Below are 24,657 nucleotides of genomic sequence, written 5' to 3'. Positions count from 1 at the left end.
ATATCACTCCTATCCGATGCTGGTCATGATTCCCATAAGAGGAAGGATGACCGATAACAGGATGAGTCCAACGATCACCGACAGGATGATGACCAGCGTCGGTTCCAGAACGGCAATGATAGATTGCAGTCTGCGGTTGGTATTCTCCTCATAACGATCTGCTATTTTCTTTAATACCACGTCTACGTTACCACTGCGGAAGCCTACGGATACCATCTGGGAATACAGGTGATTGAAAATACCTGCACCGGTCAATGCTTCCGCAAAATTGGCACCGGCACTGATAGCCTCCTTGCAGTTTAAAATCTTCTGTTTCATTTTCTCATTGCCTACCAGGGCTGCTACCATATCCAGACTGGAGTAGGTATCCATGCCACTGCTCAGGGTCAGGGCCATACCGCTTGCAAAACGCTCGCAGGCCACACTCTCATAAAAACGCCTTGTCAGAGGAAACCAATTCAGAAAACGCGCGGTAGTACGCTTGCCACCCTGGGTTCTGGTGGCGAAAAGATACAGAAGCAGTATCACACACAGAATACTTACGAAGATAAAGGAATAACGGTTCAGATGATTGCCGAGACGTAAGAGGGACGCGGCAAACCCCGTCATCTCACTGCCAAGCTCCACATAGACCTGCTCGAAGATCGGCATAACACGGCTGACCAGCACTACGATGACAGCAGCCATCATGGCGATCATAATAAAGGGGTAAGTTACGGCATCCCGGATACTGCTGGCGATGGCATCTTCTTTTTCGTAATAATCTGCCAGAGAATTCATGCAGACATCCAGATTACCGGATTCCTCGCCCAGAGCGATCATATGCAGACAGTAATCGGGAAATACTCCCGTGGCTTCCAGAGCCTTGTGAAAACTTTCTCCCTGTCGGCATACGGTAAGGATCTGGTCGAAGATCGCCTTCCCCTCCGGCGACTGTGCATCACTTTGCAGGATGGCCATGCCCTCCACCGGAGGAATGCCTGCCTGAAACAGCATGGCAGCCTGATTACAGAAAGAAGAGATCTCTTCATTAGAAAGTAATTTTTGTTCTGTGGTCTTCATGTCGTTTTGTTCCCTTTCACTAATACATTTTCTGAAGGATATAATTGCTGCCGTCACCGATGAACTTTTTCAGCGTCTTGTTATCCGTGTTGGCACCGAAGGTAGGATCCACCAGGGTCCAGACATTGCCGTCGAATTCGATGATGCCGTTCAGCCAACCGGTGTCGGCGGTGTAGACGCTGATCCAGGCGTGATAGGCATCCTGCGCGTAACCGACCTCCAGTCTGGTAGGGATCCGCTGGCTTCTGAGCATGCTCGCCATAACGGCGGCATAGTCCAGACAGATACCGGTGCCGGAATCCAAAATGGCATCTACGTCGGAAGTATAGCCGGTGGGGGGATCGGAAGCCTTATCGTAGTCGTAGGTAATATTTCCGGTGATATAATCATAGATCCGGGTGATCACCTCCAGATCGGAGGATGCACCTTCCGCCAGTTCCTGCCCCTTGGCAACGACTTTGCTGTCTGACGTAAAATTCACGTACTGATTAGGATAGAGAAAAGGACTGAATTCATCCGGGATCTGTACGTCCAGATCCGCATACAGGCAGGTGGCATAGTTCGTACCGGAAATATTTTCGTAGATCGTCACATCATAATATCCGTCGCCCGAGGAGAGAGGAAACGTCTCGTAGCCGCCTCCGTGCAGATCATAGGTATAGACAACGGTGTCGGGACCGGTGATGCGCAGTTTGACTTTGGGACAGGTGCCGGTATAATTGGCACAGACATAGCCATCGGACATATGAGAATAATCGATGACAGCTACATCATTGGACACCACCGCGGTGCCGTCGGCCTGTGGTACGAGGCAGACGGGAGTGGCATCCCGCAGAGGTCCCGCAGGGGAAGTGTTTTCCGTGTCCGGGGAAGCAGTCTCCGGGGAAGAGGTGTCGGTATCCGCAGAAGCGGGATCTGCGGAGGACTGGTCGTCGTAAGTGCCCGTCACAGAAGCATCCACAGGCAGAGAGTCAGAAGCGGAACCGCAGGCGCACAGACCCATGGCCATACAATATGTAATTAATAAAATGCGCAGCCGCGCAGATGATCTTGGTATCCGCATAGAAATCATTACATCCTGTTGTTATTGTGCCAGGCCCGTTACATTATCGGGAGTAAAGAGCAGGTGGAGGGTCTCACCGTTTTTTACGGGAACATAAATATTGGCTTCCTCGGAAAGAAAAGGGAAATTGATCACACCCTTGGAGGTGTCTACGGAGAGCGGTTCAATGATCTCGCCGGACAGCGTCTCCATAAAAGCCTCGTCATAGAGAATGTTATCTCCGGTAAACTTAAGGCTTAAAACATTATTCTCCACATAATCCAGAGTAAGCTCCGCGGGAGCGGGGGCAAACATTTTCTCGTTAAATTCGGAGAGCGGAACGATGACTAAGGGCGACAGAAAGGTCAGCACGAAGATCACCGCTGTGGCAACGATCAGACGATTATAGGAAGCGGCATTTACTTTTTTACGAAGCACCAGCTTGTCAAAAGGAATGGTATTGACCGGCTGGTTACAGGTGGACAGGATATTCTGCAGAGCATTATTGGCAGTCGTCATGTCCAGTTCATATCGGTTCTTTTTATGAAAAAACATAATCTGTTATCCTTTCATTCTTTCTTTCAAATGATCCTGTCCGGAGGCAATATAGCGTTTGACGCTGCTGCGGCTGATCTCCATGGCTGCAGCGATCTCTTCGAGCTTCATGTCGTTATAGTAGCGCATGATCAGGACCTGCTTCTCATTGAAAGGAAGCTGCTCTAAGGCGTCCGCCAGCCGGGAATATTCATCCTTCTGCTGGTAGTGCAGTTCCGGATTGGTGTCCAGATGGGGATCCTGGACGATATCCAGAATCTCCTGGCTCAAGACCTGGCAGTCGTTCTGTGGTCGGTTCTTCTGAGTCATGTCATAGCAGACGTGGAAGCAGATGCGGTTCAGCCAGGCGATAAAAACCGTGGGATCATTCAGTTTTCCAATGTTTTTCAGAGCCAGTATGTAGACCTCCTGCATAGCGTCCTGAGCGAGAAAGTCATCTCTCAGATAATGCCTGGTGTAGTTGTATACTTTATTATAGGTAAGAGCATACAATTCCGCGAAGGCATCCGAGTCGCTGTGCTGGGCACGGATCACAAGACCGGCAATGTAAGGAATGTTCATGTCTTTCATGCGTTCGTCTCACTGCTTGGTTAACGGGTTCCTTAAGCGTGGAGCTTATTGTATGTCTCTGTAAGCAGAGTGGAGAAATACTCCGCATGTGCTTCTTCATTTAAAATATATGCGTACTTGATCTGAATGGGCGCATTACTGTGTTCCTCGTTGTATTCCTTCAGCTGCTGCGCCAGACTTTCGATAAAATAGTCCATGGTATCATGGGAACCGTGATTGACGATCATTAAGAATTCGTTACCGCCGTTACGTCCCACCACACCGAAGGCATCACCGACACTCTCTAAGATACCGGAGAAATCCTTCAACATCTGGTCGCCCACGACATGTCCCATGGTCTGATTGATCTCCTTTAAGTTGGTGATGGTGACCATATAGCAGGCTACATGCTCCAGAGATTCCGGGGAGTCGTAGGTCTCAAAGACTACATCCAGACCGTGTCTGTTGGGAATGCCGGTCAGATGATCCAGGAAAGCCGCACGGTTCAGCGCGTGGCTTTCTTCGGCAAAGGTGCGTAATTTATAAAAATCGTATAACAGCCATATCAGATTAAATAAAGCAAGGATCCAGGAAAGTGTGCATAAGATAAACAGGGTCCGGTCTTCGAAAAGCTTCGTGCCCAACGCCGGGTTCAGGGTCAGCACCAGAACATACGCAGCTTCCAACAGAAGCAGAAGGACTAACTGCACGGTTTTGGTGTTACGGAAGGTTTTTACGAATTTCTTTTTCTGTATCATAGGGTCGCTCCTTTAAAAGCTAGTGTCATGATTTTCTTTGAATGTATTATAGCATATTGTCTGTCAGAAAAAAAGATAACGATGCCGGCGTTCACTAATTTGATTTTAAAAACTTTGACTGTTAGAAATTAAAATAAAAAAATATTAAAAATTTGACCTTTTTTTGTGAGACGAACAGTCTTAATAATTAGAAAGACACAAAAGGAGCGGTTTTACCGGCAACTCCGGAAGAAAGGAGTAGAAGGAGACGATGGAAGAACGAAGGAGGATCGACCGTGTTGGCTATCAGGCTAAGAGCGTTATCGTAGTATGTGATTCGGGAGAGAGCATTTTTGTCGAAACATGCAATGCCAGCCCACTGGGCATAGCTTTTACGATGCCGGCCGGATCTCCTGATCTTAAGGGGAAAGACATCATAATCGTAGCGGATACGATGATCATGTATGCAGATGTCACCAGACAGGAGGAGCAAGAAGACGGAGGATTTAAAGTAGCTATTTCGGCAAAGAAATTCACGCCGGAGGTGCTGCAGTATTTATTTGAACATATTGTTGAAAAATAGAATGGAGAGGAAAAATCATATGAGAAAAAACAGTAAGAACGAAAAAGTGATTCGTGCTATGGCGATCGGCATTTCCGCAATGCTGATGGCATCTTCCCCGCTGACTGCACTGGCAGCAGAGGGAGAGGGCACCACACCCGAAGGCAATGATGATCATAATATTGTTGTAACACCGGAAGCCGGTATTGCTGACCGGGCACAGGCGGCAGCAAAAGAAGCTGACAAGGCAGTAGAAACGGCAGAAAAGAGTGCTACTGATGTGAAGTCGGAAGTGGCTGACCAGGTAGTGGCAGGGGAAGCTAAGGATACGCAGGGCAAGGATCTGTCTCAGGCTGTTCTGGATGCCAATGCCAAAGTAGAGGATAAGACCGTGAAGGGCGGTTCTTCTCTGAAGGACGCAGAGTCTGCTGTGGAGAGTGCAGATACCAAACTTGGCGTTGCAGAAGCAAATGATAAGCTTTCCGACGCAGAACTGAATAAGGCAGCTGATGCAGCGGCAAATGCAGGACAGACTGCGGCAGAAGCAAAGGATGCCATGCAGGCTGCCCAGAATAAGGTAAATGGACAGATCGAGAATATCAAGGATGCTGCTTCTATCACCGATGCCAATGCGGCATATGAGGAAGCAAAGAAGACCGCAGACCAGGCACAGGCTGATTTCGATGCAAAGCTTGGGGAGTATAATACCGCCAAGACAGCATATGAAGAGGCAGCGCAGAAGGTGGCAGCTTATGAAAAGGCTTATGAGGAGGCTGTAAACAGAGCAGATGCGAACGCTGAGGCGGCAGCAGATGAGCTGGCAGCAGCGCAGGCAAATGCAGAAGCACTGGCAAAGGCTTTGGAGGCTGCAAAGGCTGCAGTGGATACCTCTGCGGCAGGTGCTCTGGATATTGCAGATAAGGAAGCCCTGACCCAGGGCGACAATGGACTGAACTGGAAAAATGAGGATCAGCTTTTCATTTCCATTATGCAGAACTACTATCTGCCCGAGGTACAGAAGATCACTGCCGATGATATTAAGGTTGTCCGCAGACAGGGTGAAGACAATAATACCAAGAATTATTTTGAAGTAACCTATACCGATGAGAATGGTAATAAGCAGACAAAGTATTACAACTATGTGATGGATGACAAACAGACTTCCAAGGACAATATCGTGATCTTTGAGAAGCGAATTGAGGAAGTAAACTGGAAGACGGCGCAGGAGACCAATCCGGATCAGTATGTGAAGGGAAACGGGGATACTATCACTGTTTCCGAAGTGGAAAAAGGTCTGAAAGATGGAACTATTATTGCAGTAGATGGAAAGAAAGTGATCAAGAACGACGGAACCGAGAGTATCATTATTTCTGACAATAACCAGAAGACCGAAAACGGCGAGGTTGATACTGATGTAAATGAGGCTACCGAGAAGGAATCCTGGAAACTGGATGAGAACGGCAACCTGATCAAGACCGTGACCGCTGATGTGACCACCATCACCTATACCGATGCAAAATTCACTTCTTCCGAACAGTACCAGACAGAGGCAGAGAGAGATGCTGCAGCCGCTGCAAAGGAAAAGGAGTTGGAGGACGCTAACGGCAAGGATGCAAAGGTTACAGGAACAGAAAAAACGGATTATACTTATACCGGTAACGGAACCTACATTCCTACCTTTACGAAGACTGTGGATGTGAAGGATAAAGAGGTTGAATGGAAGCATACAGATAAAAAGACGGATTATGGTGTAAGAACAGAGGAAGAAGCAGTAGCAAAGGTTACGAAAGAGCAGGAGAAGGCGTTAAGCAACAAGATTAACGATGATGACGACTTATACCTGATCGGTGTAAGCAGTGATCTTAAGGTAACCGGCTATACAGAAGATCACTGGTATGATGATTCCGACTTCCTCGTATCCGGTACCGTATCCGCAACCTACGCAAAGGTCACTAAGAAGACAGTAGACCAGAGTACCTTCGGTTCCCTTTGGAATGACATCAAGGCTCTGTTTGGTAATGGAGAAACTACGAACAAGAAGCTGGAAGATGCAGCCAGAAAGGCAGTCGAGGCAGATGGCGGTATTTTCGTCAGCGCTAACTGGGATGACTGGAAGCTCGGTAAGGCAACCATCCGCTATGTAGCAGGTGTCAGCGTCAAGACCGATGAGAAGACCACCGCAGAGGCTGCACAGAATGCGGTACAGGATGCAGCACTTGCACAGGCAATAGCAAGTGGCGCAACCGGTGTGTACAATGTGAAGACCACAGCAACCGATACCATTGCTCATACCAGCTATTCCTATGAGATTGATTATCTGGAGAAAACCGGAGAGACCACAACCAATACTGCTGTCAGAACTGAGACTTATGCAAATGCAGAGGTGCTGACTGGTCAGATCATCCAGAACCTGAACTATATTCAGGGCAACATTAAGCTCACCCAAAAGGATGAAGCCTATCGTAAATTCGTAGATGATGCCAAGGCACTGACTGAAAAGTATCAGAAGCTGTTACAGGATGCAAAGGCAGCACAGGGTGAGGTGGAAGCAGCACAGGGCAAGGTAGATGTGCTGAAGGCAGAGATCGAAGCTCTGAAGAGTAACAGAACCAGTAACCTTGGAGCTCTGAAGGAACTGGAAGGAAAGCTGGCCGTGGCTGAACAGAACAAAAAGGATGCAGAAGATACTCTGAAGGAGATTCTGGGCAGCCTGGATAAGGCAGGCGGAGAGCTGGATAAGGTGATCGATCGTCTGACTCCTGCACCCACACCGGCAGCTCCCGCAGGCGGCAGCAGCGATACTGGAGAGACTGTTGTTAACCCGATTGTTCTGGCACCCGCACCGGTGGCACAGGCAACAGTAGTGACCCAGAATCAGGCAGCGGCACAGGGCGTGACGCAGATTGCTGATGAAGCAGCACCTCTTGCAGCAAATGTTGAGGAAGACACCCAGAAGACAGCAGAGGAAGCACCTAAGGCGGAAGAAGCAGTGAATATTGCAGACGAAGCAGTTCCCCTGGCAGATGTTGCCGTAGAGAGCGAACAGGCAAAGATGTCCTGGTGGTGGTGGCTGATCATTTTGATCCTCGGTGCAACCGGATATGAAATGTACAAGAAGCACAATGAGAAGAAGCTGAAGGCTCAGGCAGAAAATGCAGGAGATATCGAAGAATAAAAGATAACAAAAACGACATCCATCGGGATTTCCCCGGTGGATGTCGTTTTTTAGACCTTGGAAAGAAAATTACTCGAAGAGCTCTTCGACTTTTTCCAGATCACCGTCTCCGGTCAGCAGAAGAGTCACTGTGGTCTGGGCACTGCTGATATCGGTTGTCCCCTCAACGCATAATTCACCGTCAGTATTGTAGAGAGCCCATTGGAACTCTTTGACAGAGGAGGGCCAGTCTGCTTCCATAGAGATCGATTCCTGATCCGACAGGGAATCCAGATTTACCTGTTCCCCGGTCACGGGATCAATGACCGCTACCATACCGACTTCGATGCCACACATATTGACTACCGACAGGGTGAGTGCTCTGGTATCCTCCGAAGTGGATTCTATGGCAGACGTATCGGAATCCGGGGAAACATCGGCAGGCAGGGCGGCAACAGTCTCAGACGGGGAGGGGGAAGCAGTCGTGGCGGATGATGTTTCCTCTCCGGCAGAATTCTGACTGCATCCTCCGAATAACAGACAACAGGACAATATACTTACAGTAAAAATATGCCGTATGAAGCTTTTTTGCATAACAGTCTCCTTTGTGTGAAAATCTATATCACTATTATAGCGAATTTCCCATAAAAAGTAAATTTTCGCGATGAAAATTTCCGGAAGCAGACCGGTAGGAATTCCTGAAAAAAATATCGAAAAAAGTGAGCCGTTTTTCATGGATAAGTAGTCTTTATAGATAGAGACTAAGAAATAACGGAGGCGGTCGAGATGAGCGGCATGTTATATTCCATACCTGTGATTTTGACAGGTTATCGAATCGTACAAATTGAAGATGAAGCGACACCGCTTGCACAGGCAGTAAAGAGTGGATATTACGGTGATACAGTAGCCGGAATGCTGGGTATTGGTGTTCTATTACTCTTGCTGATTTACTTCATATTATGCAGAAAATACCAGAAAAGAATCATAGAATTGCAGGAAAATGCGCATCCCGGCTGGAACTGGTGGAAGCTTAGAAAACAGGCAACCGAACTGGAGGATAAAAAGGCAGAAAGAATTGTTGAGGATATCAGGCGGGCAGCGCAAAACTATATGGCTGTTTAAATTGGGACAAATGAAATAGGGTTGAAATAGAAAGGTCCGGGGAGCGTTCCCCGGATTTTTTTCGATATAATACAAAAAGTAAGTATTTCGTTGCTGATGTCTGACGGTAATGTTATAATTATATATGTGGCGATTCCGGAGAGCGGTGCCACAGGCATTAAGATAGAAAAGGAAGGCAAGGCATTCTATGAAAGTATTAGTAACAGGCGTAAAGGGCCAGTTAGGATATGATGTGGTAAATGAACTTACAAAGCGCGGCATCGAAGCGGTCGGCGTAGATATTCAGGAGATGGATATCACGGATGCTGCCAGCGTGGAAAAAGTGATCGGAGAGGCGGCACCGGATGCTGTGATCCACTGTGCAGCCTATACTGCAGTGGATGCAGCGGAAGATAACGTGGATCTCTGCCGCAAGGTCAATGCGGACGGTACACAGAATATTGCAAATATCTGCAAAAAGTTAGATTGCAAGATGATTTATATAAGTACTGATTATGTATTTGACGGCGAGGGTACCAGAGCTTGGGAACCCGACGATGAGCGCCATCCGCTGAACATATACGGACAGACCAAATATGAAGGGGAACTGGCAGTGCAGAATACTTTGGAGAAGTATTTTATCGTGAGAATCTCCTGGGTATTCGGTGTCAACGGCAAGAACTTTATCAAGACGATGCTGAATCTGGGCAAGACCCATGATCATCTCACGGTGGTGAATGACCAGTTTGGTTCGCCTACTTATACTTATGATCTGGCAAGGCTTCTGGTGGACATGGTGCAGACTGATAAATACGGCATCTATCATGCGACCAATGAAGGCATCTGCAACTGGTATGAGTTCGCCTGCGAGATCTTCCGCAAGGCAGGCATGAACGTGGATGTGGCTCCCGTGCCCGCCTCCGAGTATCCCACGAAGGCAAAGAGACCGGAGAACAGCCGCATGAGCAAGGAGAAACTGACCGAGAACGGATTTGAGAGACTTCCTTCCTGGCAGGATGCGCTGGAACGCTATCTGCCACAGATACAGTAGCGGTTCCTTATATAAGCAGCCCCTGTATAGGGGGAAATTTATGGGAAATACTTCATGGAGCGGTATCGGAAACGGTACTGCTCCTCTTTTGGTTATAATAATATGAAAAAGTGGTGAAAAACCCTGTAAATTTCACGAAAAACCAGTTGACAACGGGAGTTGGAACAAGTATACTATTAAAGCGTGCCAGAAAAGGTGCGTCTATTATACTATTAAGAAAGAGGTGAAACAGAATGCCAACATTTAACCAGTTAGTAAGAAAAGGACGTCAGACCTCTGTCAAGAAGTCTACTGCACCTGCTCTCCAGAAGGGTTACAACTCTCTTCACAAGAAAGCAACAGACGTTTCTGCTCCCCAGAAGCGTGGTGTATGTACTGCTGTTAAGACAGCAACTCCTAAAAAGCCTAACTCTGCTCTTAGAAAGATCGCCAGAGTACGTCTTTCCAACGGAATCGAAGTTACCAGCTACATTCCCGGTGAAGGTCACAATCTGCAGGAGCACAGCGTTGTTTTGATCCGTGGTGGTCGTGTTAAGGACCTGCCCGGTACCAGATACCACATCATCCGTGGTACCCTTGATACCGCCGGTGTCGCTAACAGAAAACAGGCTCGTTCCAAGTACGGCGCTAAGAGACCTAAGGATGCTAAGAAATAAGTAGTATCCGGGGCGTTTTGAACGTCGGACCGAGAGTTCGATGAAAATCCGCAAGGATTTTTGGAGACGATGCGAACATCGTCTTTGTACCACAAAAACGAAACTAAGAAAAGTGTTGGAATTCTGTGATACAGATATAACAGCGCGAACACTTGGGGAAACACATGTGAGTACCTATGATCTAACGTAAACAATTTGTTAAGGAGGGAAGAACCGTGCCACGTAAAGGACATATTCAGAAAAGAGATGTATTAGCAGATCCTTTATACAACAACAAAGTGGTTACCAAGCTTGTCAACAACATCATGTTAGATGGCAAGAAGGGTGTAGCCCAGAAGATCGTATACGGAGCATTTGCTAAGGTTGAAGAGAAGAGCGGCAAGCCTGCTCTGGAAGTATTTGAAGAGGCTATGAACAACATCATGCCTGTTCTGGAAGTAAAAGCAAGACGTATCGGTGGTGCTACCTATCAGGTACCTATCGAAGTTAGACCTGAGAGACGTCAGGCTCTGGGCCTTCGTTGGTTGACCATGTTCTCTCGTAAGAGAAGTGAGAAGACCATGGAAGACAGACTTGCTAACGAAATTCTTGACGCAGCCAACAATACCGGATCTGCAGTTAAGAGAAAAGAAGACATGCACAAGATGGCAGAGGCAAACAAGGCTTTTGCTCATTACAGATTCTAGTAGGAGGGAAAAAACTTGGCTGGAAGAGAATATCCGTTAGAGAGAACCAGAAATATCGGAATTATGGCTCATATCGATGCCGGTAAGACCACTACTACCGAGCGTATCCTGTATTACACAGGTGTTAACTATAAGATCGGTGATACTCATGAAGGTACTGCTACCATGGACTGGATGGCTCAGGAGCAGGAGAGAGGTATTACCATTACATCTGCAGCTACTACCTGTCACTGGACTCTTGAAAAAGAGACCAAACCCATGCCCGGTGCTTTGGAGCATCGTATCAACATCATTGATACCCCGGGTCACGTAGACTTCACCGTTGAGGTTGAGCGTTCCCTTCGTGTACTGGATGGCGCTGTCGGCGTCTTCTGTGCAAAGGGTGGTGTAGAGCCTCAGTCCGAGAACGTATGGCGTCAGGCTGACACCTACAATGTACCTCGTATGGCATTCATCAACAAGATGGATATCCTGGGTGCTAATTTCTACGCAGCAGTAGATCAGATCCGTACCAGACTTGGTAAGAACGCTATCTGCCTTCAGTTGCCTATCGGTAAGGAAGATGAGTTCAAGGGAATCATTGATCTGTTCGAGATGAAGGCTTATATCTACAACGATGAGAAGGGTGATGACATCACTGTTACCGATGATCTTGGAGATATGGCTGATGAGGCTGCTTTATATCATGATGAGCTCATTGAAAAGGTTTGCGAGCTGGATGATGATCTGACAATGATGTATCTGGAAGGTGAAATTCCTTCTGTTGAAGAGATGAAGGCTGCTTTGAGAAAAGCTACTTGTGAGTGCAGAGCCGTTCCTGTATGCTGCGGTACTGCTTACAGAAATAAGGGCGTTCAGAAGCTCCTGGATGCTATTATCGAGTATATGCCTTCTCCTCTTGATGTGCCGGCTATTAAGGGTGTTGACCTTGACGGTAATGAAGTAGAGAGAAAGTCTTCCGATGAAGAGCCTTTCGCTGCACTTGCATTCAAGATCATGACTGACCCGTTCGTAGGTAAGCTCGCTTACTTCCGTGTATATTCCGGTACGCTGAATTCCGGTTCTTATGTACTCAATGCTACTAAGGACAAGAAGGAACGTGTAGGACGTATCCTGCAGATGCATGCGAACAAGCGTGCAGAGCTGGAAAAGGTTTACTCCGGTGATATCGCAGCAGCAGTTGGTTTCAAGTTCACCACTACCGGTGATACCATCTGTGATGAGCAGCACCCTGTAATCCTGGAGTCCATGGAGTTCCCTGAGCCCGTTATCGAGCTGGCTATCGAGCCTAAGACCAAAGCTGGTCAGGGCAAGATGGGTGAAGCTCTTGCAAAACTGGCAGAAGAAGATCCTACTTTCCGCGCTCATACCAATCAGGAGACCGGTCAGACCATCATCGCCGGTATGGGTGAGTTACATCTGGAGATCATCGTTGACCGTCTGCTTCGTGAGTTCCATGTAGAAGCTAACGTAGGTGCACCTCAGGTTGCATATAAGGAAGCGTTCACCAAGGCTGTTGAAGTGGATTCCAAGTACGCTAAGCAGTCCGGTGGTCGTGGACAGTACGGACATTGTAAAGTTAAGTTTGAGCCCCTGGAGGCTAACTGTGAGAAGTTTGACTTTGATCCGAAGGCAAACATTCTGATCAACGATCCTCCTACCCTGTTATTCGAATCTACTGTAGTCGGTGGTTCCATTCCTAAGGAATACATCCCCGCAGTAGGTGAAGGTATCCAGGAAGCAGCTCAGGCTGGTATTTTGGGTGGATTCCCTGTACTGGGTGTTCATGCGAATGTATATGATGGATCCTATCATGAGGTCGACTCCTCCGAGATGGCATTCCACATTGCAGGTTCCATGGCATTCAAGGAAGCAATGCAGAAGGCAGCTCCTGTACTGCTTGAGCCGATCATGAAGGTTGAGGTTACCATGCCCGAGGAATACATGGGCGATGTAATCGGTGATCTGAACTCTCGTCGTGGTCGTGTAGAAGGTATGGAAGACATCGGCGGTGGTAAGATGGTTAAGGCTTTCGTTCCCCTTGCTGAGATGTTCGGTTACTCCACAGACCTGCGTTCCAAGACCCAGGGTCGTGGTAACTACTCCATGTTCTTCGAAAAGTATGAGCCCGTTCCTAAGAACGTTCAGGAAAAGGTTCTTGCTGCAAAGGCGAAATAAGCGCTAAATCAATAAAAATAACTTGAAAAACCTCTGATTATTTAATATAATCAGAGGTAGCCGAGTTAAAAAGCGCCGAGTGCGCGTTCGCCACTTCGGCGAGTAGAAAAATATAAACAGTTTAATTATTTTAAGGAGGACTTAAATAATGGCTAAAGCTAAATTTGACAGAACAAAGCCCCATTGTAACATTGGTACCATCGGTCACGTTGACCATGGTAAAACTACCCTGACCGCTGCAATCTCCAAGGTTCTTTCCGAGAGAGTACCTGGTAACGAGAAGGTTGACTTCGATCACATCGATAAGGCTCCCGAAGAGAGAGAGCGTGGTATCACCATTTCTACCGCTCACATCGAGTACCAGACCGAGAAGAGACACTATGCACACGTTGACTGCCCGGGCCATGCTGACTACGTTAAGAACATGATCACCGGTGCTGCACAGATGGATGGTGCTATCCTCGTTGTAGCTGCTACTGATGGCGTTATGGCTCAGACCAAGGAGCACATCCTTCTGTCCCGTCAGGTAGGCGTTCCTTACATCATCGTATTCCTGAACAAGTGTGATATGGTTGACGATCCCGAGCTGATCGAGCTGGTTGAGATGGAAGTAACCGAGCAGCTGGAAGAGTACGACTTCAATGACTGCCCTATCATCAAGGGTTCCGCTCTGAAGGCTCTGGAAGATCCCAGCAGCGAGTGGGGCGACAAGATCATGGAACTGATGGATACTGTAGATTCTTATATCCCTGATCCTCAGCGTGATACTGATAAGCCTTTCCTGATGCCCGTCGAGGACGTATTCACCATTACCGGTCGTGGTACCGTTGCTACCGGTCGTGTAGAGCGTGGTGTTCTGCATCTGAATGATGAAGTTGAAATCGTTGGTATCAAGGAAGAGACCAAGAAGACTGTTGTAACCGGTATCGAAATGTTCCGTAAGATGCTGGATGAGGCACAGGCTGGTGATAACATCGGTGCTCTGCTTCGTGGTATCCAGAGAACTGAAATCGAAAGAGGACAGGTTCTGGCTAAGCCCGGTACTGTTACCTGCCACAGAAAGTTTACCGCTCAGGTATACGTTCTGACCAAGGATGAAGGTGGACGTCATACTCCTTTCTTCAACAACTATCGTCCTCAGTTCTACTTCAGAACAACCGACGTTACCGGCGTTTGCGAACTGCCCGCTGGTGTTGAGATGTGTATGCCTGGTGATAACGTAGAGATGACCATCGAACTGATCCATCCTATCGCTATGGAGCAGGGTCTTACCTTCGCTATCCGTGAGGGTGGTAGAACAGTAGGTTCAGGCCGTGTTGCTACAATCATTGAGTAATACAATAGAATTACAGTAAATTTAAGGCTTCCAAGGTTTTCCTTGGGAGCCTTTTTACGTCTGAATAACAGTGAAAGTGTGGTCAGCGGTGCCAAAACGGTGCCATAAAAAATTATGAATATAGAATTTGGGTAAAGTAAAAAACACCCATACACATATGTGCATGAGTGTTTTTCAGCCATAATCAATATGGCTCTCTCTGTGTTAGTATATTACCACATTTATGAATTTATGACAAGAGTTTATATATTTTTTATGGAAAAAAGTAAGTTATAAAGTATCGAATTTGTGGTACTCAATTTTGGATTTTGGTAAAGCGATTAATGTATCAAGAACATTCAAATTCTTTATTCCCATCTGACCTCTGACATTGTCAAACGCATTTGGCTGTAAAGTGTTTTGCAGTTCTATTAACATATTTTTTAATTCCATAATCATTGGTGCAAATTCTTCTTTGGGAAGAAAATATTTAAAGTATATAAGAATATCAAAAATATTTTTTTCTGTACATCTACTGTATGATGTGGGTAGCTGCGCATAATAAGGGTCTAAAATTCGACCACTTGCAGAATTGTTACGTGCTTGTGTTTGGTGAATGCAATAAACACGTTCATTATGTGCACAGGAGTTCCGTACTCTTCGCAGCCAATGTAAACTGCCAATCAATAGTTTAACATTGGGCAAATTATGGTCATCATACATGGAATATAATTTGCAGATAGCATGGGTTACATTTGTCTTACTGTTATGAAGAACATCAATAAAAGTGGAGAAATTCACAACTTTTATCATAATCTAGGTCGGAATCTGCTCATGATTTTTCATGTAAAACTGTACATATTCTGATTTACTTTTGCTTAACTCAGAATAAGCAGATGATATAGTATTCATTTTAGATTGTAAAGTAGCATTAGAGGAATAGGCATTTGTTTCGTACCATGGTATTTTTCCGTTGTCGTTACATTGGTCAAATTTGTAACCGGTTAATGTTCTAACTTCCTCTTCGACTTGAGTGATGTATTTAAGCAAAAATATTCTTAGTGATTCATCAAATTTCTTTAAACTGTTGATTTGACTTAAGGTTGTGTTGGGAAAATAGGTATGGTTCCCATTAGCATCAGTACCACAAGTAAAAGGCGTTTTATAACCATTAATCATATTAAAATAGCCGGAGCGTACTAATGATATTTTGTGTGGAGTTCCGTTGCAATCAATTTTTTTATCTTTACGGAGTTTTTTCATTTGTTGATTATAAGTTAGAAAAGATTTATCGTTTGCCATATATCTTATCTCCTTGTAGAGTATATCTCTAATGTTTTAATGGTAGCATTTATGTTATGAAATTACCACCCTTTAATCTGTTTTATCTGTTCTGCCCGTTCGGGATCTCTGTGATACTGCAGCTTGAATTGTATCGTTTCCACCACTTCTTTTCTGGCTTCATCATCCAACTGATAAAAGGAAGTGAGCAAGTTATCTACATCCGGCATACTGTTTTTTCCGAAAAGATACATAAGCGGATACATGGAATTCTTTAAATACGTTTTTACCCGATTTCCGTCAAGAGCGCCATTCAATCCATTCGGTAATGTAGGATATATTTCTTCTTCTGTGATTGCACCCGAAAAGGGACTGGCAGAGCATATCTCATTTACGTCAATTTCTAATTCATTTGCCAGTCTAAGTGCAAAGTCAAATCGGATATTAGAATCCTTTTGAATAATTGAATAAAGTGTTGTGGCACTGATACCAGTTGCTTTTGCAATCTGGCGGACATTCGTGCCTTTACTGTCTAATATTTCTTTCAATTTCTTACCGTCTCCCATTGAAGCCTCCTGTTTTCATAAATTGAAAATTTACGAATTGCATAAATCTAATTATTATCATAGCATAAATACGAAAGACATAAAAGAGTAATTTTCAAAAATAGCATATACGAATATCGTAAAAATATAATTACGAAGTCTTGACGAAGGAAATGTGTAGTGATAATATGAATGTACGAAAATCATACACAAAATAAATACAAGAAATGTAACAAGATTCAAAGTATGGAAGGGAGGACGAATGTATGGCGAATTATCGATATATGATGAGTGCCGATGATGTAGCCCGAGAATTGAATTGTTCCAAATCTCATGCGTACAAGCTGGTAAAAAGCATGAATGAAGAGTTGGCTTCGCAAGGATATATCACAATGGCTGGAAGAATTCCAAGAGCGTATTGGGCGAAAAAAATGTATGGCTACGAATTATCAGTAGGATAGGAAAGGAGAGCAGTATGGCATACAAAGAAAAAGACACAAAGAAATGGACAGCGCAATGGTTTGAAACAAATGCCAGGGGTGAAAAGAAAAAGCGAAGAAAAAGAGGTTTTGAGACAAAGCGAGAAGCTCTTGAGTATGAGCGACAGAAGAAATTGAATAACAGCAGAAGTATGGATATGAAGCTAAGTGAATTTATGGAAGTTTATTTTGAAGATAAGCAGAATGAGCTGAAGGAACGCACCATGAAGAACAAGCGGTATATGATGGAGCAACATATTGTTCCATATTTCGGTCATCAGATGATGAGCGAGATAACCGCAGGGCAGATTATACAATGGCAGAACGAAATGCAGACAAAGGGATTTTCAGAAGCCTATTTGAGAATGATACAAAATCAATTAACCAGCTTATATACTCATGCATCAAAGATTTACGACTTGCACGCAAATCCCTGTAAGAAAGTAAAGAGAATGGGAAGTTCAGATAATCGGAGTCTGGATTTTTGGACGGTAGATGAATATCAGAAATTCATACAGACAATGGAACCAGGCACGAGATACTATCTCATCTTTGAAATCCTCTTCTGGACTGGATGCAGAATCGGAGAACTACTGGCACTTACTCCAAAGGATATTGATTTTGACAGAAATCAGTTTAGTATTACAAAGACCTATTATCGAACCGAAAGGCAGGATGTTATTACCGAGCCTAAGACCAAGCAATCTGTCCGTGTTGTAGAGATACCAGAATTCCTAAAGCAAGAGATTAAAGATTTTGTGGATAGGCATTACGGAATGCCGGAGGATGAAAGACTTTTCCCCATTGTACAGGAAGCAGTGCAGCATAAGATGAAACGACAGATGGAGAAAGCCGGAGTAAAGAAAATTCGGGTTCATGATTTGAGACACCCGTATGTCAAGCCCAAGACAAAAAAATTTATAACTTTTTTTGAAGTTTTTGGGCAGCTTCATAGCTGCCCATAGCTGTTTCAAATGGGTGTTCACGGTTATACCTCCTAGTATAATAATGGTGTAGTCAATCAAGACTACTTGGTTAATAAGTTTCTATAAATCAGATAACAGAAGAAGGAATTCTTCCTTCATCAGATGTTATTAATGACTAGCATGTCTGACGGCTCCTGATAGACACCCAATAAAACATAAGGTATTATCTCTAAGGATAGGACAAAGAATGTATTCCTCCTTGGGAAGTCACTTCTGTGACTGATACCTACAAAAAAGTCAATTAGTCCATTCGACAGGGTTTTATGTTTTAGCTGGTTGGGAGCCGGTAGGCAATACCCGAATAACGCGCTAGGTTGTGTACCTGCCAGATTGGAAATGGATTCCTATCCGAAAGGAGCTTATCCACATGTCAAACAATGTTATTTTTAATTTCGATGAATTATTCATCTCCGTTGGTATTGATGTCGGTGCCGACTTCTCCTGGATGTCGATTGTACTTCCTAACCAACAGTTTGTAGGAAAGCCTTACAAAATCCTACACAATAGCATGAATTCCCTTGCTTTGGCTGTCTCTAAAATAAAAGAAGCAGAAGAGATGTATTCTTTGGAAAGTCGCATTTTCCTTGAATCCACGGGAATTTATCATTACCCACTCTTCTGCTATCTTCGTGATAAGGGTTTTAACTGCTCAGTTATCAATCCTATCATCACAAAGAATAGCACAAATATCAATATACGAAAAGTACATAATGACCGTTTTGATTCTAAAAAAGCTGCTTTAGTTGGCTTAAAACCTGATTTAAAAGTTTCTCTTATGCCATCTGACCTTGCTTTGAACTGTCGCAATCTATGCCGTGAATACTACGATTTGATGGACAGCCGTAATGCTTACGTGAACAAGCTTATTGGCGAACTGCGTATGGTTTTCCCTCAGTATCTTGGCATTTTTTCCAAGGTTACGATTGATACGTCTCTTATCTTGTTGGAAACTTACACATCTCCATCTGCCTTTATTAACGCAGACAAACAAGAGATTATTGATCTCATCAGGTCAACAGCTCGTTTTGGACTTACATACGCTTGTAACAAGTATAATGCCATTATTCAGGCTGCTAATGATGCAGACGAGTTCGGTTACATCCTTGACAGCAACATCAAGAGAATCCGTCTATATATTGGTTTTATCCGTAAATATGATGAAGAAATCAACAGCATTCTGGAATCCATGCATGAGCTTGTTGCCGCTAATGAGGATACCGATTTTGTGAAACAGATTCGCCTAATTGAAACATTCAAAGGGGCTGGTTTCTTGTCCGCTATGTCCCTTATGGGAGAGATTGGTGATTTTTCTGCATTTTCAAAACCAAAACAACTTTTTGCTTACTTTGGTCTTGATCCAGCTGTAAAACAGTCTGGAAAATTTGAAGGTACTAAAATCCAGATGTCGAAAAGAGGCTCTGCCATAGCAAGACGGGTTATTCACACACTGACCTTGCAAAGTATCAGTGCTTCCCGTACCGGTGAATCAAAAAATCCAGTACTCCGTGATTACTATCTCAAAAAGTGTGAATCAAAACCAAAACTAGTTGCAATGGGAGCTGTTTCACACAAGGTATGCAACATGATATTTGCAATCCTTCGAGATAGCAAACCTTTTGAAATCATTACACCGCAGGAACATATAAAAAAATACAACGCTGCTAAATGCGACGTAGCTGCGTAAAATAATACCACCTACTGAATCAATATCTTTTTTGAATGATATTTTCCCCAAGGGGTAAGCACGCCCTTTTTTAAAGAAAAATATTTTTCATTTACCTATTGACATTTATTAGCTGGACTTTTCGGATTCCTTAGTTTCTAAGAAATCCTGTGTTGCATATTCAATCTCAATCCGATCTCCTGGAAAGACGTAAACTTTGTTGATAAGCCGGTCAATCAGAGCTTTTGTCAGAATGTTGGCGTTTCCGACTTCCTGCACAATTTCCTGTTGTTTCAGCTTAATCTCATAATCACTTTTTATCTGCTTTGTCTGTGCAGTGATGACAGCATGAACATTTTTGGCTTGTACCAGTTCCGTGTCATAAACCGCTTTTCGTGTTCGATAGGTTTCCAAATCAATCTCTCCGAGTGCATACTGCTCATAAAGATGCCGCTTGCTGTCTTGAATAGAACGGAGTTTTTCTTCATGTTCGGCCTGCTGGACTGTCTGCAAATCCAATTTATCCTTATTGCTATCAATTCCCAATGCCGGACACATTTGAGCCCGAATTGTTTCAAATACAACCTGCTCCAGATCTGCCATCTTTATGCGCACACCATGACAAGGAAGCGTTTCAGCCACCTCGGAATGACGGCAATAAAACCACGCACCATTTCGTAGAGACATTGCATGATCGCAGCATCCACAGAATACCTTACCACGGAGCAGATAATCACGCGGCTTTTTATTTAACAGAGAGAAACGCTTAATAGAAGCATTGGCTTTCTCAAATAGATCCACACTTACAATAGCCGGATGATGGTTCGGTATTTTGAACCACTCACTTTCATCCTTTAACTGTGTATGTCGGCTGCCAATCTCTTTTACCTTTCTCTTGCCAATTACATAGGTACCGATATATCTTTGATCTTCTAAAATACGCAGGACCGTTGATGTACTCCAAACGCCGTTTGTTCGGGAAACATTGTAATAGTCCTTGCCTTTAAGTTTGCGATATTCCCCAGGGGTGGGGATATTCATAGCATACAATCTTCTTGTGATCTCGGCTGCGGTGTTGCCTTCAGACGCCCATTGAAATATCATCTGCACATTCGGGGCAACATCCTCGTCCGGTTCCATACGTCCGTCTGCACTCTTGCGATAGCCGTAAGGACAGATGACACTCTGATATTCTCCACGACGCATCTTTGCGTATTTTGCACTTTTGGTTTTCATGGACATATCCCGGCTATAACACTCGCTAATAAGATACTTGAAAGCAATATCAATCCCTCCGGTATCACCTTTGAAATTAGCCGTGTCAAAATCATCACTGACGGAAATAAAACGGGTGTGGTAAAGAGGAAATACCCGCTCAATAAAATAGCCGGTTTCAATGCTGTTACGTCCAAATCGGGAAAGGTCTTTTACAATAATACAGTTGATCTTTCCAGCCTGAACCATTGTTAAAAGTTCCTGCACCGCCGGACGCTCAAAGTTTGTCCCTGTATGACCATTGTCAATAAATTCCAAAATCTCACTGTTATCCCATTCCGGCAGAGACATAGCTTTTTCACGAAGAATCAGTTTTTGATTTGGTATACTCAAACTTTCGGTTTTGAAATCTTCCACAGAAAGACGGATATAAAGGGCAATCACATAGTTGCGCACGGTTCCACCGCCTTTCCCTGAAATTCATTTTTGAAACGGAAGGTTACATGAATATTCCGCTCGTGGTCGATCTCAATTCGTTCAATGAGCCGTTCAATCAGTTCTGCAGTCAGTACATGATCCTGTGCCAGTGTTTTTGCATCCTTTTCCATTGCACGGTATCTGGCAAGCTGGTTGTCCAGGGAGTCCATAGATTTTTCAAATACTTCAATCTCACCAGACAGAGCATTGATAGCATGTTCATAATCCGCTTTCAATTCAAAGTATTCGTCATTTGTCAAAATACCCTGTACAAAATTTTCATATAGGCCACGGATCAGCCGGCGTGTTTTTTCAATTTCCTGTCGTTTGGCCGACATCTGAATTTTCAGCTTATCTTTTTCCTGTTTTTGTCTTGCCTCCAACTGAAAGAGTGGCAGCGACATTCCCAGCGCAACTGTCAGCTCTTTTTCAAGAATATCCGTAACAGTAGAAATCAGTTCTTTCTCCTGTATCATCGCACCTTTGCAGCTATCTTTTTCTACCCGGCTGTTTGTAAGGCAGTGGAACCAGTAAGTGTCGGGTCCTTTCCGGCGCTCGGCGCGTTGCCTGTGAAGGCTTCTGCCACAATCAGTACAGAACACTTTACCTTTGAAAATGTTTGGTGTGTAGGGACGTTTTGGAGTTGCTTTGCTTTCTTCACAGATCTGTTTTCTGTATTCCTGAACTGCATGAAACAACTCATGGCTGATGATCGGTTCATGGGTGCATTTTACAATAATCAGATTATCTTCTCCAGCCTTGACCTGCTGATGATCTACAATCTTTGTTTTCCCTTGCACCAGATCGCCTGTATAAACTTCGCTTTCTAAGATTTTCATCACTGTACGGGTCTGCCATTTGCCGCTTCCGATCAGTCCCGGACTGGTAATCTCGCCAGTGGTCTTTTTATAATGGCTCGGTGCCGGAATCCCCATCTCATTTAGGTTGCGGACAATCCGGTTCAGTGCCACATGTTCATGTGCCCATTCAAAAATCTGTTTTACTACAGGGGCAGTATTTTCATCAATCAGAAGTTTATGGCAATCATCCGGGTCTTTCCTGTAACCGTAAGGTGCCCGTGCACCAATATAGTCGCCATCTTTCATAGCCTGCCGCGCCTGTGCTTTGATTTTTCGCCCAATGTCCAGAGCATAGGCTTCATTGATCATATTTTTCAAAGGCAGCATGATACCGCCATGAAGATTTCCGGAATCCGCTGTGTCAAACTGATCCGTAACAGCAATGAACCGAACATTATGCGCATGAAAATATTGTTCGATATAATAACCTGTGTCAATAGAATTTCGCCCTAATCGGGAAAGATCCTTAACAATCACACAGTTAATGTGGCCTGCTTCAATATCAGATAGCATTTGCTGAAATCCAGGGCGGTGAAAATTTGTCCCTGTTGCTCCGTTGTCGATATAAGTATCATACACAACGAAGTCCGGTTTATCTGAAAGAAAGTCATTCAGTACCAACTTTTGGTTTTCTACTGAGCAGCCCCGCTTTTTGTTATCCTCCACAGAAAGACGGATATACAGAGCCACATGTACATACAAAGATGGTGCCGGCATGGGAGCTGCCGTCTGTTTTCTGCTTTTTCTTGCCATTTAGCCCACCATCCTTTCTTCGTTTTTTGTAGCAATCTGTTCCGCCAAAGAGATTGCTTTCTGATACTCATCCTGGTAATTAAATTCAATATGCAGTTCATCTTTACCCATTACCCGTATGCTTCGGATAAGCTGCATGACTGCCCGACGGTCAATACCCTCCATAGTAGAAAATTTCATAAAATGGTTGATCCAACGGTTTCGTTCGCTTCGGTTTTCTAATACATCTGTAAGTTTTTCGTTCCATTCAGCGATTGCTTTTTGGAACAGTTCAATATCTGCATTGTATTTTCGCTTGTAAGAGAGAAATTCTTCCTTTGTCAGAATTCCACTCACCAGATTTTCATAGAGTTTTGCCTTAAAGCCCTCGGTCTGTGCCACACGCTTTTCATTTACTCTGATCTGTGCGGCATATTCCTGCGCCAATTCCCGGTTAATCCGTTCTTGACTGATACTGGACAGCAGGGCATCCAGAGAAGCAACATTTTCAATATGTCCTTTCAAACTGTCCTGTACACATTCAATCAGATCCGACTCTTTCAGCATGACCGACGATGTGCAGCCATTCTTTTTACCGGTCGGGCAGTAATAATAGTGATACTCTTTATCTTTATAGCGGTTCGTCTTGCGGGTCATACGGCAGCCACAGCAGCCGCAGATCAAAATGCCGGAAAACAGGTAAACCTTATCCGATTTAGGAGAAGTCCTTGTGTCAATCCTGCGGAGCCTTTGCACCAGATCAAAATCGTGCTTTTGTATGATTGCCTCATGGGTTCCCTCCACACGAATCCATTCCGAAGAAGGTTTGTCCTCACGCTCTTTTAATTTGAAATGGGGCGTTGTCTGCTTGCCCTGGACCAGTGTTCCGGTGTAAGTTTCATCCTGTAAAATGCGGATGATTGTAGTTGCAGACCATTTGCAATCCTTTCGGTCTGTATAGCCACCTTTTGCATGAGGCATTCCGTGATTGCGCTTATACGCCAACGGTGAAAGAATTCCTAATCGGTTCAGTTCATCCGCTATATGGGAAGCGCTGAATCCTTCCAGCCGTTTTCTGAAAATATCCCGCACAACATTGGCAGCATATTCGTCTACTTCCAGGCTCTTGTGTTTATCGCCGACTTTCACATAACCATAGATGGTAAAAGCACCTACAAAATCCCCGCTGCGCCGTTTTACTTCCAGGGCACTCCGTGTCTTAACGGAAATATCCCGACAGTAAGCCTCATTCATAATGTTTTTGACAGAAACCGTGAGATCATCGGCAGCGTCATTTTCCGTATCCACATTATCGTTAATTGCGATAAAACGCACTCCATAGGCTGGAAACACCCTGCGCATATAGCGGCCTGTTTCTATGTACTCACGACCTAAGCGGGAGAGGTCTTTGACAATCACGCAATTAGCTTCGCCTTGTTCGATCATCTGCATCATTTCCTGAAATGCCGGGCGATCAAACAAAACGCCACTATAACCATCGTCAATTTTTTCTGCCACAACCTCAATTTCCGGGTGTCGGGCTATGTAATCATCGATCAGGCGCCGCTGATTGGCAACGCTGTCACTTTCTACTGTTTTATCATCCGTATAAGAAAGACGGATGTACTTAATCGCTTTGTAAACCTGCATAAAAAAACACTCCTTTCGTTGCACAGAAAAATCCCCGCAATTCAAGAAGTGTGGTTAGTCCATATTCAATTCCTTTTCCGATTCTTATTCTACCATGCTTTTACGGAAAAGTCAGCCCCTT

General features: G+C 44.6%; 21 protein-coding genes and 1 pseudogene. 11 read left to right on the top strand and 11 right to left on the bottom strand.

The window, feature by feature from the left end:
• Nucleotides 1–9: 9 nt before the first annotated feature.
• From H9Q77_RS12910 to H9Q77_RS12890, 5 genes are read right to left on the bottom strand one after another with little or no spacing between them, the layout of a single operon-like run.
• On the bottom strand, nt 10–1,062 hold the full coding sequence (locus H9Q77_RS12910) for a type II secretion system F family protein (RefSeq protein ID WP_118545692.1): 1,053 nt from the start codon (nt 1,060–1,062) through the stop codon (nt 10–12).
• A gap of 19 nt (nt 1,063–1,081) precedes the next feature.
• Nucleotides 1,082–2,125 (bottom strand): transglutaminase-like domain-containing protein, encoded by a 1,044-nt coding sequence (locus H9Q77_RS12905; protein WP_249325811.1) that lies wholly within the window; start codon nt 2,123–2,125, stop codon nt 1,082–1,084.
• Between the two features lie 21 nt (nt 2,126–2,146).
• Nucleotides 2,147–2,659, bottom strand: a complete 513-nt coding sequence (locus H9Q77_RS12900; RefSeq protein ID WP_118545688.1) for a hypothetical protein — start codon at nt 2,657–2,659, stop codon at nt 2,147–2,149.
• A gap of 6 nt (nt 2,660–2,665) precedes the next feature.
• Nucleotides 2,666–3,229, bottom strand: coding sequence for an RNA polymerase sigma factor (locus tag H9Q77_RS12895; RefSeq protein WP_022153700.1), 564 nt, complete (start codon nt 3,227–3,229; stop codon nt 2,666–2,668).
• A gap of 32 nt (nt 3,230–3,261) precedes the next feature.
• On the bottom strand, nt 3,262–3,966 hold the full coding sequence (locus H9Q77_RS12890; protein WP_118545686.1) for a GGDEF domain-containing protein: 705 nt from the start codon (nt 3,964–3,966) through the stop codon (nt 3,262–3,264).
• Nucleotides 3,967–4,216: 250 nt separating this feature from the next.
• Between H9Q77_RS12890 and H9Q77_RS12885 the strand changes: the two genes are divergently transcribed.
• Nucleotides 4,217–4,528: a hypothetical protein gene (locus H9Q77_RS12885; protein WP_118545684.1), complete on the top strand. Its 312-nt coding sequence runs from the start codon at nt 4,217–4,219 to the stop codon at nt 4,526–4,528.
• Between the two features lie 19 nt (nt 4,529–4,547).
• Entirely contained in the window at nt 4,548–7,682 is a 3,135-nt protein-coding gene (locus H9Q77_RS12880) for a hypothetical protein (RefSeq protein ID WP_249325810.1), read from the top strand.
• 69 nt (nt 7,683–7,751) lie between these two features.
• On the opposite strand, the gene H9Q77_RS12875 is transcribed toward H9Q77_RS12880, so the two are convergent.
• Nucleotides 7,752–8,255, bottom strand: a complete 504-nt coding sequence (locus H9Q77_RS12875) for a hypothetical protein (RefSeq protein ID WP_118545680.1) — start codon at nt 8,253–8,255, stop codon at nt 7,752–7,754.
• A gap of 192 nt (nt 8,256–8,447) precedes the next feature.
• Here H9Q77_RS12875 and H9Q77_RS12870 point away from each other — a divergent pair, with 192 nt between their 5' ends.
• The 6 genes from H9Q77_RS12870 (at nt 8,448) to tuf (ending at nt 14,669) form a co-directional block, all read left to right on the top strand.
• Nucleotides 8,448–8,783, top strand: a complete 336-nt coding sequence (locus tag H9Q77_RS12870) for a hypothetical protein (protein ID WP_249325809.1) — start codon at nt 8,448–8,450, stop codon at nt 8,781–8,783.
• A gap of 187 nt (nt 8,784–8,970) precedes the next feature.
• Entirely contained in the window at nt 8,971–9,813 is an 843-nt protein-coding gene (gene rfbD, locus H9Q77_RS12865) for a dTDP-4-dehydrorhamnose reductase (protein WP_249325808.1), read from the top strand.
• Between the two features lie 233 nt (nt 9,814–10,046).
• Nucleotides 10,047–10,469, top strand: coding sequence for a 30S ribosomal protein S12 (gene rpsL, locus H9Q77_RS12860; RefSeq protein ID WP_022153693.1), 423 nt, complete (start codon nt 10,047–10,049; stop codon nt 10,467–10,469).
• 215 nt (nt 10,470–10,684) lie between these two features.
• Entirely contained in the window at nt 10,685–11,155 is a 471-nt protein-coding gene (gene rpsG / locus H9Q77_RS12855) for a 30S ribosomal protein S7 (protein WP_118545676.1), read from the top strand.
• 15 nt (nt 11,156–11,170) lie between these two features.
• On the top strand, nt 11,171–13,333 hold the full coding sequence (fusA, locus tag H9Q77_RS12850) for an elongation factor G (RefSeq protein ID WP_118549994.1): 2,163 nt from the start codon (nt 11,171–11,173) through the stop codon (nt 13,331–13,333).
• 148 nt (nt 13,334–13,481) lie between these two features.
• Nucleotides 13,482–14,669 carry an elongation factor Tu gene (tuf, locus tag H9Q77_RS12845; RefSeq protein WP_118549993.1) on the top strand — a complete coding sequence of 396 codons (1,188 nt, stop codon included), beginning with the start codon at nt 13,482–13,484 and terminating at the stop codon, nt 14,667–14,669.
• Nucleotides 14,670–14,939: 270 nt separating this feature from the next.
• Here tuf and H9Q77_RS12840 read toward each other — a convergent pair.
• Nucleotides 14,940–15,827: pseudogene (locus H9Q77_RS12840) on the bottom strand (Abi family protein).
• 185 nt (nt 15,828–16,012) lie between these two features.
• On the bottom strand, nt 16,013–16,495 hold the full coding sequence (locus tag H9Q77_RS12835; protein WP_005601262.1) for a helix-turn-helix domain-containing protein: 483 nt from the start codon (nt 16,493–16,495) through the stop codon (nt 16,013–16,015).
• Nucleotides 16,496–16,740: 245 nt separating this feature from the next.
• Here H9Q77_RS12835 and H9Q77_RS12830 point away from each other — a divergent pair, with 245 nt between their 5' ends.
• From H9Q77_RS12830 to H9Q77_RS12820, 3 genes are all read left to right on the top strand, one after another.
• The gene (locus H9Q77_RS12830) at nt 16,741–16,935 is read left to right on the top strand and encodes a DNA-binding protein (RefSeq protein WP_118097654.1); all 195 of its coding nucleotides are present in this window, start codon (nt 16,741–16,743) and stop codon (nt 16,933–16,935) included.
• A 14-nt stretch (nt 16,936–16,949) separates the two neighbouring features.
• Nucleotides 16,950–17,918 carry a tyrosine-type recombinase/integrase gene (locus H9Q77_RS12825; protein ID WP_249325806.1) on the top strand — a complete coding sequence of 323 codons (969 nt, stop codon included), beginning with the start codon at nt 16,950–16,952 and terminating at the stop codon, nt 17,916–17,918.
• Between the two features lie 388 nt (nt 17,919–18,306).
• Nucleotides 18,307–19,623: an IS110 family RNA-guided transposase gene (locus H9Q77_RS12820; RefSeq protein ID WP_118540113.1), complete on the top strand. Its 1,317-nt coding sequence runs from the start codon at nt 18,307–18,309 to the stop codon at nt 19,621–19,623.
• Between the two features lie 108 nt (nt 19,624–19,731).
• Here H9Q77_RS12820 and H9Q77_RS12815 read toward each other — a convergent pair whose 3' ends face one another.
• From H9Q77_RS12815 to H9Q77_RS12805, 3 genes are read right to left on the bottom strand one after another with little or no spacing between them, the layout of a single operon-like run.
• Nucleotides 19,732–21,273, bottom strand: a complete 1,542-nt coding sequence (locus H9Q77_RS12815; protein ID WP_249325804.1) for a recombinase family protein — start codon at nt 21,271–21,273, stop codon at nt 19,732–19,734.
• A complete protein-coding gene (locus H9Q77_RS12810; protein ID WP_033143714.1) occupies nt 21,258–22,907 on the bottom strand; it encodes a recombinase family protein in 1,650 nt (549 codons plus the stop codon). Before H9Q77_RS12810 ends, H9Q77_RS12815 begins: the two co-directional genes overlap by 16 nt.
• Nucleotides 22,908–24,536 carry a recombinase family protein gene (locus H9Q77_RS12805; RefSeq protein WP_033143713.1) on the bottom strand — a complete coding sequence of 543 codons (1,629 nt, stop codon included), beginning with the start codon at nt 24,534–24,536 and terminating at the stop codon, nt 22,908–22,910.
• Nucleotides 24,537–24,657: the final 121 nt, after the last annotated feature.

Source organism: Simiaoa sunii, assembly GCF_014337175.1.
Lineage (GTDB): Bacteria > Bacillota > Clostridia > Lachnospirales > Lachnospiraceae > Acetatifactor > Acetatifactor intestinalis.
The sequence above is the reverse complement of the archived record's forward strand: the minus strand, read 5'-3'. Positions and strand labels throughout refer to the sequence as shown.

Excerpts from the sequence above, each read along its gene's own strand:
- H9Q77_RS12875 (WP_118545680.1), bottom strand. The coding sequence starts at position 8,255 with ATGCAAAAAAGCTTCATACGGCATATTTTTACTGTAAGTATATTGTCC.
- H9Q77_RS12910 (WP_118545692.1), bottom strand. The coding sequence starts at position 1,062 with ATGAAGACCACAGAACAAAAATTACTTTCTAATGAAGAGATCTCTTCT.
- tuf (WP_118549993.1), top strand. The coding sequence starts at position 13,482 with ATGGCTAAAGCTAAATTTGACAGAACAAAGCCCCATTGTAACATTGGT.
- H9Q77_RS12835 (WP_005601262.1), bottom strand. The coding sequence starts at position 16,495 with ATGGGAGACGGTAAGAAATTGAAAGAAATATTAGACAGTAAAGGCACG.
- rfbD (WP_249325808.1), top strand. The coding sequence starts at position 8,971 with ATGAAAGTATTAGTAACAGGCGTAAAGGGCCAGTTAGGATATGATGTG.
- H9Q77_RS12810 (WP_033143714.1), bottom strand. The coding sequence starts at position 22,907 with ATGGCAAGAAAAAGCAGAAAACAGACGGCAGCTCCCATGCCGGCACCA.
- H9Q77_RS12820 (WP_118540113.1), top strand. The coding sequence starts at position 18,307 with ATGTCAAACAATGTTATTTTTAATTTCGATGAATTATTCATCTCCGTT.
- H9Q77_RS12880 (WP_249325810.1), top strand. The coding sequence starts at position 4,548 with ATGAGAAAAAACAGTAAGAACGAAAAAGTGATTCGTGCTATGGCGATC.
- H9Q77_RS12805 (WP_033143713.1), bottom strand. The coding sequence starts at position 24,536 with ATGCAGGTTTACAAAGCGATTAAGTACATCCGTCTTTCTTATACGGAT.
- H9Q77_RS12905 (WP_249325811.1), bottom strand. The coding sequence starts at position 2,125 with ATGCGGATACCAAGATCATCTGCGCGGCTGCGCATTTTATTAATTACA.
- H9Q77_RS12900 (WP_118545688.1), bottom strand. The coding sequence starts at position 2,659 with ATGTTTTTTCATAAAAAGAACCGATATGAACTGGACATGACGACTGCC.
- H9Q77_RS12830 (WP_118097654.1), top strand. The coding sequence starts at position 16,741 with ATGGCGAATTATCGATATATGATGAGTGCCGATGATGTAGCCCGAGAA.
- H9Q77_RS12890 (WP_118545686.1), bottom strand. The coding sequence starts at position 3,966 with ATGATACAGAAAAAGAAATTCGTAAAAACCTTCCGTAACACCAAAACC.
- rpsL (WP_022153693.1), top strand. The coding sequence starts at position 10,047 with ATGCCAACATTTAACCAGTTAGTAAGAAAAGGACGTCAGACCTCTGTC.
- H9Q77_RS12825 (WP_249325806.1), top strand. The coding sequence starts at position 16,950 with ATGGCATACAAAGAAAAAGACACAAAGAAATGGACAGCGCAATGGTTT.
- H9Q77_RS12895 (WP_022153700.1), bottom strand. The coding sequence starts at position 3,229 with ATGAAAGACATGAACATTCCTTACATTGCCGGTCTTGTGATCCGTGCC.
- H9Q77_RS12870 (WP_249325809.1), top strand. The coding sequence starts at position 8,448 with ATGAGCGGCATGTTATATTCCATACCTGTGATTTTGACAGGTTATCGA.
- H9Q77_RS12885 (WP_118545684.1), top strand. The coding sequence starts at position 4,217 with ATGGAAGAACGAAGGAGGATCGACCGTGTTGGCTATCAGGCTAAGAGC.